The following is a 16756-nucleotide window of genomic DNA, read 5'->3' on the forward strand; positions in this document are numbered from 1 at the left end:
GCCATTGTTTTTAGGGACGGACCCACTCTTTGACCAGCACGAGTTTTTCGGCAGCCATGCCCTTGAATCCAGCAGGACCTGACGACCAGGCGCTTTCCAGAACCGAAACGCTTGAGGAAAGTGAGCGGCAGTTTCGCAGCCTCGCCGACAACATGAGTCAGTTGGCCTGGATCGCCGATCCGGCCGGGCGCATCCATTGGTACAACGAGCGCTGGTACAGTTACACCGGCACCTCGTACGAGGCGATGATGGCGTTGGGCTGGCGATCGTTGCATCACCCTGACCATGGCCAGCGCGTCGAGTCGCGCCTGCAGCGCTGTTTCGCGACCGGGTCATTGTGGGAAGACACCTTCCCGCTGCGTGGCAAAGACGGCCAGTACCGCTGGTTCCTGTCCCGTGCGTTGCCGATCCGCGACGACCGCGGCAGCATCACCCACTGGCTGAGCACCAGCACGGACATCACTGCGCAAGTCAGTGCCGAAGATGCGCTGCGTGAGCTGAACGAGAGTCTTGAGCAGCGTGTCGCCGCGCGTACCCGTGAACTGGCCGAGAGCAATGAGCGCCTGCAGATCGAAATCAGCGAGCGCGCCCAGGCCGAAGAGGCCCTGCGCCACGCGCAGAAGATGGACGCGATCGGCCAGTTGACGGGCGGCATCGCCCACGATTTCAACAACATGCTGACCGGCGTGCTTGGCGCGCTGGACCTGATTCAGCGTCGGGTGGCCGCAGGTCGCGTGTCGGAGATCGATCGTTACATCGAGGCTGCCATGGGCTCGGCCAACCGCGCCGCGTCACTCACCCATCGCCTGCTTGCGTTCGCCCGTCGCCAGTCGCTCAATCAGTGCCCCGTGGACGTCAATCACATGGTGGCGTCGATGGAAGAGTTACTGCGCCGCACCATCGGCGAAAGCATCGAGCTGGAAGTCGATCTGCACGGGACCTCGTGCCTGACCAACACCGATGAGCACCAGCTGGAAAACGCCTTGCTCAATCTGGTCATCAACGCCCGCGACGCGATGCCCGATGGCGGCAGGCTGCTGATCCAGACTGAACTGACCCACATTGCCCTGTTGCAGGATGCGCTGGCGCCGGGCGATTACGTGCGCCTTCGGGTGCAGGACACCGGAATGGGCATGTCCAGCGAAGTCATCGCTCGGGCTTTCGATCCGTTCTTCACCACCAAGCCGATCGGGCAGGGCACCGGGCTGGGCCTGTCGATGGTCTACGGCTTCATCAACCAGACCGGCGGCCGGGTCAGTATTTCAAGCGAAGAAGGGCGCGGCACGCGGATCGATTTGCTGCTTCCCTGTCATGAGGCTGCCGCCGAGTGTGCGCCCGTCGTGAACCCCAGCATCGAGCCGCCTCGCGCCAGTCAGGGCGAGCGCGTGCTGGTGGTCGAAGACGAGCCCGATGTGCGCATGCTGGTGGTGGATGTGCTGAAGGAGCTGGGTTATCGCGTGATCGTGGCCTGCGACAGCCATGAGGCGCTCCCGGTCCTGCAGGGCAGCGATCCGGTCGATCTGCTGGTGACGGACGTCGGACTGCCAGGCTTGAATGGTCGTCAACTGGCGGAGGTGGGCCGTCAGCATCGCCCCGGGCTGAAGGTTCTGTTCATGACCGGCTATGCGCGAGAGGCCGAGGTGCGTGGGGACTTTCTCGACGATGGCATGGATCTGCTCACCAAACCCTTCAGCATCGACGAACTTGCGGTGCGCGTACGAACCCTGATCGAGTCAGACTGAACGCGCCTTGCCCGGCCCGGACTGTGGCTGAACAACGTCTTCTATTAATAAAGCATCCTTATAGTCAAAACCAATCGTTAGCATGAGCTTTGCCAATGAGTTCTTGCCGGCGATTTTGCGTAGTATCCTCCCCATCGAATTTGTAACACCCATTTCCACAACCCTCAGGAGATTCACTGATGCCTATCATCAACAGCCAAGTCAAACCGTTCACGGCAACTGCTTTCAAGAACGGCAACTTCGTAGAAGTGTCGGACGCCGACCTGAAAGGCAAATGGTCTGTAGTGTTCTTCTACCCGGCTGACTTCACCTTCGTTTGCCCAACCGAGCTGGAAGACCTGGCGGACAACTACGCCGAGTTCCAGAAACTGGGCGTCGAAATCTACAGCGTTTCCACCGACACTCACTTTGCTCACGCTGCCTGGCACAACACTTCGCCAGCCATCGGCAAAATCCAGTACACCATGATCGGTGACCCAACCCTGAAAATCTCCCGCAACTTCGACGTCCTGATCGAAGAAGCAGGTCTGGCTGACCGCGGCACGTTCGTGATCAACCCGGAAGGCGAAATCAAAATCGTCGAACTGAACGACGGCGGTGTTGGCCGTGACGCTTCCGAGCTGCTGCGCAAAATCAAGGCGGCTCAGTACGTCGCTGCTCACCCGGGCGAAGTCTGCCCAGCCAAGTGGAAAGAAGGCGAGGCCACTCTGGCACCGTCCCTGGACCTGGTTGGCAAGATTTAAGTCGTCATGACCGGATCGGGGGCGATGAGCCCGTAGGCACGTAAACCGCATCGCCCCCAAAAAACGCCCGGGCGGTTATCGCTCGGGCGTTTTTTTTGTAGAACTCGCTGGATTCCGAAGCGGATCCAGACCCTGAAAGTGAAGAAGGAAGCCGAACCATGTTGGACGCCAATCTTAAAGCTCAGTTGAAATCTTACCTGGAGCGGATCACTCGCCCGATCGAGATCATTGCGTCCCTTGATGACGGCGCAAAATCCCAGGAAATGCTGGCCCTGCTCAATGACATCGTCAGCAGCTCCGACAAGATCACCCTGGACACCAATGGCAGCGATACCCGCACGCCGTCCTTCGCCCTGAACAGCCCGGGCCAAGACATCAAGCTGCGCTTCGCAGGTCTGCCAATGGGCCACGAATTCACCTCGCTGGTGCTGGCACTGCTGCAAGTCGGCGGTTACCCGTCCAAATCCTCCGAGGAAACCATCGAGCAGGCCCGTAGCCTGACCGGTGAGTTCAAGTTTGAAACCTACTTCTCGCTGACCTGCCAGAACTGCCCGGACGTGGTTCAGGCACTGAACCTGCTGGCCGTGCTCAACCCGAACGTGCAGCACGTCGCCATCGAAGGCAGCCTGTTCCAGCAAGAAGTCACCGACCGTCAGATCATGTCGGTGCCAAGCATCTACCTGAACGGCGAACTGTTCGGCCAGGGCCGCATGAACCTGGAAGAGATTCTGGCGAAGATCGACACCAGCGCCGGTGATCGTCAGGCCGAGAAGCTGAACGCTAAAGAAGCCTTCGACGTTCTGGTCGTCGGCGGTGGCCCGGCCGGTTCCTCCGCAGCGATCTACGCTGCCCGTAAAGGCATTCGCACCGCCGTGGCAGCCGAGCGTTTCGGCGGCCAGGTGCTGGACACCATGGCGATCGAGAACTTCATCTCGATGCAGCATACCGAAGGGCCGAAGCTGGTGGTCGCCCTCGAAGAGCACGTCAAGCAGTACGAAGTGGACGTCATCAACCTGCAGCGCGCCGAGCAGTTGATTCCCGGCAAGAATGGCGACCTGCATCAGGTCAAGTTCGCCAGCGGCGGCGTGCTGAAAGGCAAGACCGTGATTCTGGCGACCGGCGCACGCTGGCGTGAAATGAACGTCCCGGGCGAGCAGCAATACCGCAACAAGGGCGTGGCGTACTGCCCGCACTGTGACGGCCCGCTGTTCAAAGGCAAGCGCGTCGCGGTGATTGGCGGCGGCAACTCCGGCGTCGAAGCGGCCATCGACCTGGCCGGTATCGTGTCCCACGTGACCCTGCTGGAATTCGACGCCAACCTGCGCGCCGATGCAGTGCTGCAACGCAAGCTGCACAGCCTGCCCAACGTGACGGTCCTGACCAGCGCGCTGACCACTGAAGTGACCGGTGACGGCCAGAAAGTCAACGGCCTGCGCTACAAGAACCGCCTCACGGGTGAGGAAATAACCGTTGAGCTGGAAGGCATCTTCGTGCAGATCGGCCTGCTGCCGAACACTGAATGGCTCAAGGGCACCGTCGAGCTGTCGCCACGGGGCGAGATCATCATCGACCAACGCGGCGAGACATCGATCCCGGGCATTTTCGCTGCCGGCGACGTGACCACCGTGCCGTACAAGCAGATCGTGATCGCGGTCGGCGAGGGCGCCAAAGCCTCCCTCAGCGCCTTCGACCACCTGATCCGCACCAGCGCCCCGGCGTGATGGTTTATTAGTGGGACCGGCTTCAGCCGGGAAGACTTCGGTTGCCACACTGCAAAATGATGGCGTACAGACTGGCCTCTTCCCGGATAAAGCCGGTCCCACTAAAAGCAAAACCTCATGAGCGATCATGAGGTTTTTTTTGTGCTGTCATTTAGGCGACCCCGCCTTGTGGGGCCAGGCCTCCATGATATTCTCGCGCCCGTTTTCAACTCTTCCGTGGGATCCCCCGTGAAATTCATCCACCAACGCGAACACCTGAATGAAGGCGACATCGTGGTGATCGAGTCCTCGAACGCCTGCAATATCCGCCTCATGAGTGACGCCAACTTCCGCAGCTTCAAGAACGGCGGTCGCCACACCTATCACGGCGGCGCCTTCGACCGCTTTCCGGCGAAGATCGTCGTGCCCAGCACCGGCTTCTGGAACATCACCCTGGACACGGTCACCCAACGGGCGATCAGCGTGACGCGCAAGCCCAACCTCAAACACTCGATCAAAATCGTGCGCCGAACAGGCTCAAAGCTTCAAAACTGAGTGGCTGATGACTGCGCATTCAGCGGCGCGAATCAGGCCCGCCATTGCAGCGGGCCTGGGGCAGGGGGGTCAGAGTTTCGGCAGCTGACCGATGCGGCCCATCATCTCGGTGACGATCTGCAAGTCCAGCAGAAACTGCTCGGTGGTCTTGAACTCGGCGTCGGTGTGACCGGTGTATTTGACGTCGGGTTTGGCCAGGCCGAACTGCACGCCGTTGGGCAGCTCATGCACGGACGTGGCGCCGGCGGAAGTGCCGAACTTGTGCTCCATGCCCAGGTTCTCGGTGGCCACGGCCAGCAGCGCCTTGACCCAATCGCCCTCGGGATTGCGGTACATCGGCTCGGCGATCGAGTAATTGAAGCCCGGCGTGATATGGCTCTGCTGGGTCCAGGCGGTCAGTTTCTGTGCGATTTCCGCCTTCAGCGCTTCCGGTGATTTACCCCGTGGCACGCGCAGGTTGACCGCCAGCTTGAAGGCCTTGTCGTCCATCGCCACGTAAGTCAGCGAGGCCGTCAGCGGGCCCATGAACTCATCACTGAAGCCGACGCCCAGTTTGGCGCCCAAGTAGTCCAGGCCCCAGTTGTCAGCGGCGTAGCGCGCGGCGTCGGTGATCGCGTTGTGCTTGAGCGCGACCTTACCGTCCAGGCCGTTGATGAAATCGAGCATCCGCGCCACCGGGTTGACCCCCGATTCTGGCTCGGAAGAATGCGCCGACACGCCGGTGACGGTCAGCTTGACGTCCTTGCCGGCCACTTCCGCGTCGACCTTGAAGTTGCCGCCGTTGCGCTGGGCGTACTCGGCGCCGGCTTTCTGCAACTCGGCCGCGAGTTCAGCGGGTTGATCGCTCACCAGCGTGACGACCGATTTTGACGGGATCTGGTTAGTGGCCATGCCGCCGGTCATCGAAGTGATTTCCGCGCCCGTGCCTTCGGCGGTGCGACGGGCGAAGCTGGCCATGACCGTGCCGTAGCCCTTTTCCGCGATGACCACCGGGTAGCTGCCGTCGAGCGCCAGGTTGTAGGCCGGCGTCGGGTTGCGCTCGAAATAGTAGGGAATGGCGTCGCCGGAGGTTTCTTCGGTGGTGTCGATCAGCAGCTTGAAGTTGCGCGCCAAGGGCAGCTTTTCTTCCTTGATCACCTTCATGGCGTAGAGCGCGACGACGATGCCGTTCTTGTCGTCCTCGGTGCCGCGCCCGTACATGCGGTCGCCGATCAGGGTGATTTTGAACGGATCCAGACGAGTGCCATCGGCCAGCACCCAGTTGTCCAATGTGACCGGCACGACGTCGGCGTGGGCATGAATGCCGACCACTTCAGGGCCCGCGCCCTCAAGGGAGATTTCATACACGCGGTTGTCGATGTTGCGGAAGGTCAGGTTGAACGACTGGGCGAGGGTTTTGATTTTCTCGGCCATCTTGATGAACGCCGGGTTGTCGTGCTGTGCGACGCCTTCAGTCTGGAACGTAGGAATGGCGACCAGCTCGCGCAGGGTTTCGGTGGCGGCGCTGCCGTATTTCACTCGCGCATAAATCCCCAGCAGGCGATGGATATCGTTCTGCTCATCGGCGGACAGCTTTTTATTGGCGAGGAAGGCGTTGATCGCTGGCTCGATGCCGGCGGCCTTGACGACGTCGGTGGTGCTAATGGTCTTAAGGAATTGGCGGAAATCCGTGACCGCGTTTTCTTTGAGACTGCCGACAATCGTGCTGCTTTGTTGGGCGGTGAGGTTGGCAAAGGCAGCCGGTGCAATGGCGGAGACGCCGGCGAACATCAAAGTGGCGGCGGCGAGTTTTTTGAGTGAAAAGTCCATTGGGTGGGGCATTCCTTGGCAGGCATGTTGAGAGAAATGTCTGATCATTCGATCAGAAACCACCGCACGCTACCATCGCCGGTGGAGCAGGGGGAGTCCTCCTTGTGATATCTGTCGCCTTCAAGGGGAAAAGCGGCGCAGAACCGTAAATGACTCAGGCCATTGAATGCCCTGAAAAAATAGGCGTGAACCCGCCTCGCTCATACGCCATAACCGTCTACGCTGATGGCGCAGCGCGACGGCATGGTGTTGATGTACATGGTTTTCCGTAGCCGCAAACCTTTCAGGCGCTACCACGCCCGGCTATCTCACTGAGGAACTCCATGAAACTGCGTCAATACGCTGACCGGACGCTGCGTGCGTTGCTGGTCATGATGAGTGTAGGCATCTGCCAGGCGGCAGAGCAGCAGCGTGTGAACATCGGTTCGTTGAACATGACCGGCGGCAAAATCACCCGTTGCGACTTGGGTTATCGCACCTACGGCACCCTGGCAGAAGATCGCAATAACGTCGTGCTGGTGACCACCTGGCTCGCCGGGCGGACGTCCGACCAGGCCGACATGATCGGCCCCGGCAAGTTGGTCGACACCAATCGCTGGTACGTGGTGGCGATGGACGCTATCGGCAACGGCGTCTCGTGCTCGCCGTCCAACAGCCTCAGCGCGCCGCGCCTGAAATTCCCCCAGTTCGGCATTCGCGACATGGTCAAGGCGCAGCATCGCTTGCTCGCCATGTACCTGGGCATCGATCACGCCCACGCCATCGTCGGCATTTCCATGGGCGGTATGCAGGCCTTGCAGTGGGCGGTGATGTACCCGGACTTCGCCAGCAAGGTGGTGACCATCGTTGGCACGCCACACCCGACCGAGCGCGATCTGCAGGCATGGAATGCAGAACTTGCCGCCATCGAACACGCGCCGGGCTGGAACAACGGCAACTATGCACCGGGCACGGTGTTCAAGCAGCTCACGGCGGTACACAACGGTTATCTATGGACACCGGAGCGTGCTGCAGCCAAGCCGGCGGGGAACAGGCCTGCGCCTGGCGGCAACGTTCCTGCTTCAACAGGTGGCCAGCCGTTCAGTACGGTCGACTGGTACCGGCAATTGCAGGCGATGACGTCCTTTGATCTGTTGCGTCAGGGCGATATGGCCGCGCTGGCCGGGAAGATCAAGGCGCGGCTGTTAGTCATCACGTCAGAACAGGACCGCATGGTAGACCCGGCCCCATCCAAGGCGCTGGCCGCTCAAAAGCGCGCGCAGTTGCTGGTGCTCAACAGCGATTGCGGGCACATGGCACCGGCGTGCGAGGCGGATAAAGTGAATGAGGCGGTGAAGGCGTTCCTTAAATAGGACGGCGGCCTCCGGTTGTCAGCGGCGCACTGGCCAGTACGGCAAGCCAGCGGCGAGAACCTGCCGTAGACGGCAAGCATTGTCGATTACGCGGCTCATCACGCCCTGGCGCGTGGTCTGCAGGCCAGTGCTGGCGGGCCTTTCAGGTGGATCAGGCGGTATGGCATCGGTTTTGCTTTTGTCGGGGTACATCGGACAACCTGAACAGGAGGTGAAAGATGTTAATCGGCAACAGTGCCATCCAGCAGTTCGTGTCGAAGGCCGTAAGCCACACCCATTACGCCACGACGGACACGGATGCCTACAACAGCGCCATGGCCGGCGCTGCCACACCCGTGGCGGCGATTGCGAGCAATGGTGAAGGCGCGGCGCAAAGCAGCAATGACGGCAAGCAGGGCTACGACGAGTCGTTTGCCAAAATGATGGTGAACCTGAAAGCAGCGGCGGCCAACACGGCGTCGTCGGTGACGGACGATGACAAGGCGGCTGCGGCTGCGGCGTTTGTGTCCAGCGCTGACAAGCAGGTCGCGTCGTCTGATAGCGTCAGCAAGACCGTCTCCGATGAACTGGCGGCCAGCGATGGCACGGCGGGTTCTGACGGCGCGGGCTCGGTGAAGGATCAGTTTCTGTCCTACATGAACCAGACCGACGCGGAGAAGGTGCGGCAGCGGTTGACGGGCGTCAGCAAGGCGGAATACGACGCCATGACGCCGGAAGAGCAGGCGGCGGTTGACAAGCAGGTGACCGAGCTGCAGAAGCAGAAGACGGATCAGCAGGTCGCTGAGCGGGAGGTGAAGACCAGGATCGCCATGGCAAAGGCGGAAATGGCCTAATCTGTTTCAAGGGCGTCTGCCTAACGGCAGACATTTCGCCTTCGGCGAGTTACTTGGAAAAGTCGAAAGTCGCACCATCCCCAAGTAACCAAGGGTGCCTGCTCTCGGTTGGGCCCGACTTCGTCGGGTTCCTTCACTCCGGTCCCGCTCCGTGGGCCCGCGCCGAACGGACATCCATGTCCTGACGGCGCTCTCGCGGCATCCATGCCGCTCGACCCACTCCGCGAAACCTGCGTTCAGCCTGCACCAAAGTCGCGATAGGTGTCGTCTGAGGGTTATGTGTTTGGAGATCAAAATCAAACGCAGATCAGAAGCAGATCGAGGGCGGGTCAAGCGCCAAGGACTCGTGGGAGTGAGCTTGCTCACGAAGGGGCCGGTACATCCATCGGATATCTGGCGTGTTGGATTAAGCATTCGCGAGCAAGCTCGCTCCCACAAGGAGGGGGGCTATCAGCAAAAATATCGGCGCCTGAGCTGGCCTCTTCCCGGTTAAAGCCGGTCCCACTAACAGCTAACAGCAGCGCGTGCAATCAGTGGGACCAGCTCCGACTGTAGGACCGGCTTCAGCCGGGAAGCTCTTGACCTGCTCTTGATCTGCTTTTGATCTTCATACGCAAAAAGTCCAGCCACCGCCAAACGCGACTTGGGTGCAGGCTGAACGCAGACGACGCGGAGTGGGCCGAGCCGCATGGATGCGGCGAGAGCGCCGTCAGGACATGGATGTCCGTTCGGCGCGGGCCCACGGAGCGTCGTCGGAGTGAGAGTATTCCGACGAAGGAGGAACCAAGCCAGGAGCAAGCACCCTTGGTTACTTGGGGTGCTTTTCCAAGTAACTCGCCGAAGGCGAAACAGTCTGCCCCCAGGCAGACGCTTTTGATCTTGATCCTGGAAAAAAGGCCAGTCGCTTAGACCACCTCCGCCCGATAGGGCAAATCCGGCCCCTCCCGCGTGCAGGTCACCGCCGCTGCCGCCACCGCAAACTCCAGCATCTTCGACAGCGTCTCCCGATCTACGCCCGCCAGAGCAGCTGGCGCATCCAGACCCCGCTCCGTTAGAAACGCAATCAGCGCCGCCTGAAACGTATCACCGGCACCCACCGTATCCACCGTTTCCACCTTGCGCGCCGCCACCGACCATGTACCCAGCGCCCGCGTGAATATCGTCGCGCCCTCACGCCCGCGGGTCATGATCACCCACTGGCAATTGTCCTTCAGCCAGCCCTCGGCCACCGCCGCCGCGTCCTTCTGCGGATACAACAGCTCCAGGTCCTCATCACTGACCTTGATGATGTGCGCGTGCTCGGCAAACTTCGCCACCTGACCGCGCCACAGCTCGATGCTCGGCGCCGGATTCAGCCGCACGTTGGGATCGAAGGTAATCAGCCGCTTGCCGCTTTCCCGCCGAACCAGCGTCAGCAGCGCGTCGGCGATCGGCTGCACCACCAGCGAGAACGAACCCACATGCAGGCCCCGCACGCTGTCGTCCAGCGTGGGCAGACTCTCAACGCTCAGCATCCGGTCGGCACAGCCTTCGCCGCGAAAACTGTACTGCGGCGAACCGTCGGCACCCACGGCGACCATCGACAGCGTAGTCGGCGCGTCGATGTGCACGAGAAAGTCATCGCGCACGCCTTCTTCCGCCAGCACCTTCAACAGGCGCTTGCCCAAGTAATCGCTGGAGATGCCGGCGAAGAACCCGGCATCGATGCCCAGCCGGCGCAGCCCCACGGCGACGTTGAACGGCGAACCGCCGGCGATGGCCTGATAACCCACTTTGTTGCTTTGTCCGCTGTCCGGCTGACAGAAAAAGTCGAACAGTGCTTCGCCACAGACCAGATACATAGTTGCTCCATAAAGGCCGACGGGGCTGTCCGTCAGAGGCCCTGCAATTGAGTGCGATAGTGCTGATAAACCGCCTGATACGCCGTAACGTGCTCGGCAACCGGCCGGGTTTCGCTGGCCGGATCGAGGCTGACGCAACGCTCGGTCAGCGCCTGCAGCGATTCGCCGTCGCCGACACCCCCGGCATCGGGGTGGGAATGACACCACGCCGCCTGAATTGCTGCGCCCAGTGCCGCCGCTTCGGTGCCGGTGGTGCAGATGACCGGCGTGTCCATGATGTCGGCGACGATCTGCCGCCAGATCGCGCTTTTAGCGCCGCCGCCGATCAGGCGGATGTTATCGCTTTTAATGCCGCTGTCACGCAACAGGTCCAGACCGTAGCGCAGCCCGAAGGTGGTGCCCTCGACCACCGCGCGGCACAGGTTGGCCTGGGTCAGGTTGGTGCTGTCCAGCCCGAGAATGCTGCCGGTGGCGTGGGGCAGGGCGGGCACGCGTTCGCCGTTGAGGAACGGCAGCACGAGCACGCCCTGGGCGCCAATCGGTGAGGAGGCGACCGCCGCGTTGAAGGCGCCGATGTCCAGCGCGAACAGCTCGCGGATGGCACTGGTGGCGTTGGTCAGGTTCATGGTGCAGATCAACGGCAGCCAGCCGCCCGATGAGGAACAGAAGGTCGCCACTGACGGCTGCGCGCTGACGTTGCCGGCGTCGGCGAAGGCGTAGACCGTGCCCGACGAACCGAGGCTCATGGTGATTGAGCCCGGTGCGATATTCCCGGTGCCGATCGCGCCCATCATGTTGTCGCCGCCGCCGCTGGAGACGATGGCCTTCGGGTTGAGGCCCAGCCGCTGGGCGATGGCAGGAAGAATCGTGCCCACCGGCTGGTGCGCCTCGATCAGTTCCGGCAAAGCATTGACCAGCCGGCCACTGGGATCGATGTGCTCAAGGATGTCCAGGTCCCATTTGCGGGTGCGCACATTGAAATAACCGGTGCCCGAGGCATCGCCGAACTCGCTGCAGCTGCGGCCGGTCAGCCAGTAATTGAGGTAGTCGTGGGGCAGCAGAATTTTGTCGATGCGGGCGAACAGTTCGGGGAACTGCTCTTTGCTCCACAGCAGTTTGGAGACCGTATAGCCCGGCGCGATGGCAATACCCAGACGCTCCAGCGAACCGGCTTCACTGCCCAGATACGCCAGCAGGCGATCATTTTCCGGGGTGGATTCGGTGTCGCACCACAGCTTCGCCGGGCGCAGCACCTGGCCTGAGTCATCGAGCATGACCAGGCCATGTTGCTGCCCGGACACACCGATGGCCTCGATGTCCGCGCCGGACACCCCAGCCTGTTGCAACGCCGCCGCCGTCGCCTGCTCGAACGCGTCGAGCCATTCCTGCACATCCTGTTCGCGGCGACCGTTGGCGCCACTGATCATGTGGTGCGCACCCGAGCCTTCGCCCAGAACCTTGCCGCTGACCGCATCCAGAACAATCGCCTTGGTGCCTTGGGTGCCGCAATCGATGCCGAGAAACATGTTCCACCTCAGACGGTTTTCGCCAACAGGTTTTCCAGGGTTTTGCTGACGCCCAGTTCTTTCAGGCTGTTCAGGTTGTGCTCGAACGATGCCACGAACTCGGCAGACTGGGGAATCGCCGCGCCGAAGATTTCTTCCACTTCAAGCAGCCGCTGAGTGACCAGCACGTCATCGGCCACCAGCGCCTTGCAGAAGTCCGCGCGCGGGTCGACCACGGTGTACGGCACGCCGTTCTCGCCGGTGAAATCGCCCGTGCGGTTGCCCTGCAGGTACAGCGCCCAGGCCGCGACCACCAGCGAGGCTCGGTCCATGTTGCCGCCGTCGAGGATCAAACGGTTGATGGTCGGCACGGTGAATTTCGGAAATTTCGACGAGCCGTCGGAGCACACCCGCTCCAACTGATCGGCGATGGCCTGATTGGAAAAGCGGTCGATCAGGGTCTGTTTGTACTCGGTCAAATCGATACCCGGCACCGGCGCCAGTTGCGGGGTGACGTCCAGGTCCATGTAGGTGCGGATGTAGTCGACGAACAACGGGTCATTCATGGTTTCGTGGACGAAGCGATAGCCCTTCAGCGCGCCCAGATAGGTCAGCGCCAAGTGGCTGCCGTTGAGCAGCTTGATTTTCATTTCTTCGTACGGGGTCACGTCGTCGGTGAACTGCACGCCGACCTTCTCCCAGGCCGGGCGGCCGTTGACGAACTTGTCTTCCAGCACCCATTGCACGAAGGGTTCGCAGACCACCGGCCAGGCGTCGTCGATGCCTTTCTGGTCATGCAGTTGCAGGCGGTGGGCGGTGCTGGTCATCGGCGTGATGCGGTCAACCATGGCGTTGGGGAAGCTGACGTTTTCAGCGATCCAGTCGTGCAGCTCCGGGTCGCGCAGTTGGGCGAACGCCAGCAGGGCCTTGCGGGTCACGGCGCCGTTGTGCGGCAGGTTATCGCAGGACATCAGGGTGAACGCCGGTGTACCTTCCGCGCGGCGGCGAGTCAGGGCGGCGCACAGGTAACCGAACACGGTTTTCGGCGTGACGGGGTGTTCGAGGTCGTACTGGATCTGCGGCAGGTGACTCATGAATTCGCCGGTGCTGTCGTCGATGCAGTAGCCGCCTTCGGTGATGGTCAGCGAGACGATGCGAATGTCGGCGCTGGCGAGTTTGTCGATCAGCGCCAGGTCACTGTCGGTGGACATGAGCATCTGGCTCATGGCGCCGATCACGCGGGTTTCGGTGTCCGGAGTGTCGCCGAGTTCGAACAGCGTATAGAGGAAATCCTGGCCCTTCAGCGCTTCGAAATTGCCGCGGTCTTCCTCGCGCAGGCTGACGCCGCAGATGGCCCAGTCCAGGCCTTCGCCGCTGCTTTCATTGGCGCCGAGGGACATCAGCGCATCGGTGTAAAACGCCTGGTGGGCGCGGTGGAAACCGCCGACGCCGATGTGAGCAATGCCCTGGCGGCGCTCATCGAGGGAGTAGGCGGGGATGGCAATGCCGGCGCCCAGATTGGAGAGGTTCTGCTTGTTCAGTTTCATGACGGTGTTCCCGAATTCTGTGATGGGCGATGACTCAGGCAGCGGCCTGCAGCGCGCGGCGGATGACCTGGCCCTGGGCGTCGAACAGGTGGCAGTGCGCGCTGTTCAGGTGCAGTTTCAGGGTTTCGCCGTACTGGCTGGCCAGGTCACCGCGAATCCGCATGGTCAGCGGCTCGCCCGAGGTGGTGCGCACGTGGCAGTAGGTGTCGCTGCCCAGGCGTTCGCTGACGTCGGCGATGACAGTCAACTGGCAATCGCCCTCGTTGGCCAGCTCCAGATGCTCGGGACGAATGCCCAGCGTTACTGAGTCGCCGACGCTCTGTTGCGCGTTGGTGAAAGGCAGCAGCACTTTCGTCCCGGCGTCCAGGGTGACTTCGCAGGCCGAGGCCTGGACGCCGCTGATGATGCCCTTGAGGAAGCCCATTTTCGGCGTGCCGAGAAAGCCCGCGACGAACAGGTTGGCCGGGTGGTGGTACAACTCCAGCGGCGAGCCCACCTGTTCAACGCGACCGCCGTTGAGCACGACCACCTTGTCGGCCAGGGTCATGGCTTCGACCTGATCGTGGGTGACGTAGATCATCGTTGCCTGCAGCTCTTTGTGCAGGCGCGACAGCTCCAGCCGGGTCTGGACGCGCAGGGCGGCGTCGAGGTTGGACAGGGGCTCATCGAACAGGAAGATTTTCGGGTTGCGCACGATGGCGCGACCGATCGCCACCCGTTGGCGCTGACCGCCCGACAGTTGCTTGGGCTTGCGCTCCAGCAACGGGCCGAGCTCGAGGATACGCGCGGCTTCATCGACCTTCTTCTTGACCTCGGCCTTGGGTGTGCCAGCCAGGTCCAGCGCGAACGACAGGTTTTTGCCGACAGTCATGTGCGGGTACAGGGCGTAGGTTTGAAACACCATCGCCAGGTCGCGCTTGGCGGGCGTCACCTGAGTGATCTCGCGGCCATCGAGTTCGATGCTGCCACTGGTGACGTCTTCAAGGCCCGCGATCAGGCGCAGCAGGGTGGATTTGCCACAGCCCGACGGACCGACGAAGACCACGAATTCGCGGTCCTTCACGTCCAGGTCGATGCCTTTGATGATCTGGTGGCCGTCGAAGCCTTTTTGCAGATTTCTGATTGTCAGGTTAGCCATGATGGGCTCCAGTTTTATTCTTCAAAATGTCGAAATCATCAACGGCGGGATCGTTCCCATGCTCTGCGTGGTAACGCCGCCCTTGACGCTCTGCGTCGGCGCTTTGGACGCGGAGCGTCCGGTCGCTGGTTACCACGCTCAGCGTAGGAACCATCATGTTTCGGTTATTTCACGGCACCAAACGACAGACCGCGAACCAGTTGTTTCTGGCTGATCCAGCCGAAGATCAGGATCGGCGCGCAGGCCAGGGTCGACACCGCCGACAACTTGGCCCAGAACAAGCCTTCAGGGCTCGAATACGAGGCGATCAGCGCAGTCAGCGGTGCGGCATTCGAGGAGGTCAGGTTCAGCGACCAGAACGCCTCGTTCCAGCACAGGATCAGTGACAGCAGCGCCGTCGAGGCCAGCCCGCCCTTGCAGATCGGGATCAGCACGCGAAAGATTTCCTGACGCGTGGTGGCGCCGTCCAGCCGCGAGGCTTCGAGAATCTCTCCGGGAATGTCCTTGAAGTAGGTGTAAATCATCCACACCACGATCGGCAGGTTGATCAGCGTGTAGATCACGATCAGCGCGATGCGCGAATCCAGCAGGCCAAAGGTCTTGGCCAGCAGGTAGATCGGCATCAGCACGCCCACCGGCGGCAGCATCTTGGTGGAGAGCATCCACAGCAGCGTGCCCTTGGTGCGCTTGGTTTCGAAAAACGCCATGGAGTAGGCCGCCGGCACCGCGATCAGCAGGCACAGGATGGTCGCGCTGAAGGAGATCAAGATCGAGTTCCACGCGAAGTGGAAGTAGTCACTGCGCTCTTGGATGTGCAGATAGTTTTCCAGGGTCGGCGTGAAAATGAACTGCGGCGGCGTGGCGAAGGCGTCGATCTCGGTCTTGAAGCTGGTCAGGACCATCCAGAAGATCGGGAAGAAAATCAGCGCCGCGATCAGCCACGACAAGGTGCCGAGCAGGGCACTTTGCAGGCGACGGGATTGTTTGAGCGTCATCATGGCCTTGCCCTCAAGACTTGTCGGTGAGGTTTTTGCCGATCATCCGTACCAGGATGATTGCGGCAATGTTGGCGATCACGACGGCAATCAAACCGCCTGCCGATGCCATGCCCACGTCGAATTGCAGCAGTGCCTGGTTGTAGATCAGGTACGCCAGATTGGTCGAAGCGAAGCCCGGGCCGCCGTTGGTGGTGGTGAAGATTTCGGCAAACACCGAGAGCAGGAAGATCGTTTCGATCATCACCACCACGGCGATCGGGCGCGCCAGGTGCGGCAGGGTCAGGTGCCAGAAGATCGCGATCGGGCCGGCGCCATCCAGACGCGCCGCTTCTTTCTGTTCCTGATCCAGGGACTGCATGGCGGTCATCAGAATCAGGATCGCGAAGGGCAGCCACTGCCACGACACAATGATGATGATCGACAGCATCGGGTAATTGGCCAGCCAGTCCACCGGCTGGGCGCCGAACAGCTTCCAGACCCAGGCGAGGATGCCGGACACCGGGTGGAAAATCAGGTTCTTCCAGATCAGCGCGCTGACCGTCGGCATGATGAAGAACGGCGAAATCAGCAGCACGCGGACGATGCCGCGACCGAGGAATTCACTGGCCTCCAGCAGCGCCGAGATCAGTACGCCGAGGATCACGCTGATGGCCAGCACGCTGCCGACCAGCAACAGCGTGTTCATGGCGCCGGGCAGAAAGCCGGCGTCGGTGACGAAGAATTCGAAGTTCTCCAGCCCGACGAATTCGTTTTCGCCGGGGTTGAGCAGGTTGTAGCGGATCAGCGAAAAGTAGATGGTCATGCCCAGCGGCACGATCATCCACACCAGCAGCAACAGCACCGAAGGGCTGACCAGAAACCAGCCGGGCTTGGTGACGCTGCCTTTGACGGACGATTTGTCATCGGCCGCAGCGGTGCGTGGGGTGAGGGTTGAGGTGTTCATGTTGACTCCGAGCCGGCAGAAGCGTGAGCGTGAACGTGGGCGGCAGGCAA

At 61.5% G+C, this 16756-nt stretch carries 13 protein-coding genes; 6 read left to right on the top strand and 7 right to left on the bottom strand.

Features of this window, described 5'->3' with window-relative positions:
- The first annotated feature begins 62 nt into the window (after positions 1 to 62).
- The 4 genes from ACYASU_RS06575 (at position 63) to ACYASU_RS06590 (ending at position 4740) form a co-directional block, all read left to right on the top strand.
- A complete protein-coding gene (locus ACYASU_RS06575) occupies positions 63 to 1742 on the top strand; it encodes a hybrid sensor histidine kinase/response regulator (RefSeq protein WP_463582369.1) in 1680 nt (559 codons plus the stop codon).
- Positions 1743 to 1921: 179 nt separating this feature from the next.
- Positions 1922 to 2485 carry an alkyl hydroperoxide reductase subunit C gene (gene ahpC, locus ACYASU_RS06580; protein ID WP_065987199.1) on the top strand — a complete coding sequence of 188 codons (564 nt, stop codon included), beginning with the start codon at positions 1922 to 1924 and terminating at the stop codon, positions 2483 to 2485.
- Between the two features lie 158 nt (positions 2486 to 2643).
- Entirely contained in the window at positions 2644 to 4206 is a 1563-nt protein-coding gene (gene ahpF, locus ACYASU_RS06585; protein ID WP_463582332.1) for an alkyl hydroperoxide reductase subunit F, read from the top strand.
- Between the two features lie 228 nt (positions 4207 to 4434).
- The gene (locus tag ACYASU_RS06590) at positions 4435 to 4740 is read left to right on the top strand and encodes a DUF1883 domain-containing protein (protein ID WP_282373314.1); all 306 of its coding nucleotides are present in this window, start codon (positions 4435 to 4437) and stop codon (positions 4738 to 4740) included.
- Between the two features lie 69 nt (positions 4741 to 4809).
- On the opposite strand, the gene ACYASU_RS06595 is transcribed toward ACYASU_RS06590, so the two are convergent.
- On the bottom strand, positions 4810 to 6549 hold the full coding sequence (locus tag ACYASU_RS06595) for a dipeptidase (RefSeq protein ID WP_463582333.1): 1740 nt from the start codon (positions 6547 to 6549) through the stop codon (positions 4810 to 4812).
- Between the two features lie 323 nt (positions 6550 to 6872).
- Here ACYASU_RS06595 and ACYASU_RS06600 point away from each other — a divergent pair, with 323 nt between their 5' ends.
- A complete protein-coding gene (locus ACYASU_RS06600) occupies positions 6873 to 7901 on the top strand; it encodes an alpha/beta fold hydrolase (protein WP_463582334.1) in 1029 nt (342 codons plus the stop codon).
- A 218-nt stretch (positions 7902 to 8119) separates the two neighbouring features.
- Positions 8120 to 8734 (top strand): hypothetical protein, encoded by a 615-nt coding sequence (locus ACYASU_RS06605; protein ID WP_192172106.1) that lies wholly within the window; start codon positions 8120 to 8122, stop codon positions 8732 to 8734.
- A gap of 905 nt (positions 8735 to 9639) precedes the next feature.
- Here ACYASU_RS06605 and ACYASU_RS06610 read toward each other — a convergent pair.
- The 6 genes from ACYASU_RS06610 to ACYASU_RS06635 all read right to left on the bottom strand — a co-directional run bounded on the left by ACYASU_RS06610 (position 9640) and on the right by ACYASU_RS06635 (position 16706).
- The gene (locus ACYASU_RS06610; RefSeq protein ID WP_463582335.1) at positions 9640 to 10575 is read right to left on the bottom strand and encodes a carbohydrate kinase family protein; all 936 of its coding nucleotides are present in this window, start codon (positions 10573 to 10575) and stop codon (positions 9640 to 9642) included.
- Positions 10576 to 10607: 32 nt separating this feature from the next.
- Complete coding sequence (xylB, locus tag ACYASU_RS06615; protein ID WP_463582336.1) at positions 10608 to 12101, bottom strand: xylulokinase; 1494 nt, start codon at positions 12099 to 12101, stop codon at positions 10608 to 10610.
- Positions 12102 to 12109: 8 nt separating this feature from the next.
- On the bottom strand, positions 12110 to 13627 hold the full coding sequence (locus ACYASU_RS06620) for a mannitol dehydrogenase family protein (RefSeq protein ID WP_463582337.1): 1518 nt from the start codon (positions 13625 to 13627) through the stop codon (positions 12110 to 12112).
- Between the two features lie 34 nt (positions 13628 to 13661).
- The gene (locus tag ACYASU_RS06625) at positions 13662 to 14765 is read right to left on the bottom strand and encodes an ABC transporter ATP-binding protein (protein ID WP_192172102.1); all 1104 of its coding nucleotides are present in this window, start codon (positions 14763 to 14765) and stop codon (positions 13662 to 13664) included.
- A 164-nt stretch (positions 14766 to 14929) separates the two neighbouring features.
- Positions 14930 to 15763 (bottom strand): carbohydrate ABC transporter permease, encoded by an 834-nt coding sequence (locus ACYASU_RS06630; protein WP_065991391.1) that lies wholly within the window; start codon positions 15761 to 15763, stop codon positions 14930 to 14932.
- Positions 15764 to 15773: 10 nt separating this feature from the next.
- A complete protein-coding gene (locus tag ACYASU_RS06635) occupies positions 15774 to 16706 on the bottom strand; it encodes a carbohydrate ABC transporter permease (RefSeq protein WP_192172101.1) in 933 nt (310 codons plus the stop codon).
- Positions 16707 to 16756 lie beyond the last annotated feature (50 nt).

It is taken from the genome of Pseudomonas sp. HP_12 (assembly GCF_055283955.1).

Bases quoted from the DNA above. Each gene is read 5' to 3' on its own strand.
- ACYASU_RS06600 (WP_463582334.1), top strand. From the start codon at position 6,873: ATGAAACTGCGTCAATACGCTGACCGGACGCTGCGTGCGTTGCTGGTC.
- ACYASU_RS06595 (WP_463582333.1), bottom strand. From the start codon at position 6,549: ATGGACTTTTCACTCAAAAAACTCGCCGCCGCCACTTTGATGTTCGCC.
- ACYASU_RS06635 (WP_192172101.1), bottom strand. From the start codon at position 16,706: ATGAACACCTCAACCCTCACCCCACGCACCGCTGCGGCCGATGACAAA.
- xylB (WP_463582336.1), bottom strand. From the start codon at position 12,101: ATGTTTCTCGGCATCGATTGCGGCACCCAAGGCACCAAGGCGATTGTT.
- ACYASU_RS06620 (WP_463582337.1), bottom strand. From the start codon at position 13,627: ATGAAACTGAACAAGCAGAACCTCTCCAATCTGGGCGCCGGCATTGCC.
- ACYASU_RS06630 (WP_065991391.1), bottom strand. From the start codon at position 15,763: ATGATGACGCTCAAACAATCCCGTCGCCTGCAAAGTGCCCTGCTCGGC.
- ahpC (WP_065987199.1), top strand. From the start codon at position 1,922: ATGCCTATCATCAACAGCCAAGTCAAACCGTTCACGGCAACTGCTTTC.
- ACYASU_RS06605 (WP_192172106.1), top strand. From the start codon at position 8,120: ATGTTAATCGGCAACAGTGCCATCCAGCAGTTCGTGTCGAAGGCCGTA.
- ACYASU_RS06610 (WP_463582335.1), bottom strand. From the start codon at position 10,575: ATGTATCTGGTCTGTGGCGAAGCACTGTTCGACTTTTTCTGTCAGCCG.
- ACYASU_RS06625 (WP_192172102.1), bottom strand. From the start codon at position 14,765: ATGGCTAACCTGACAATCAGAAATCTGCAAAAAGGCTTCGACGGCCAC.
- ahpF (WP_463582332.1), top strand. From the start codon at position 2,644: ATGTTGGACGCCAATCTTAAAGCTCAGTTGAAATCTTACCTGGAGCGG.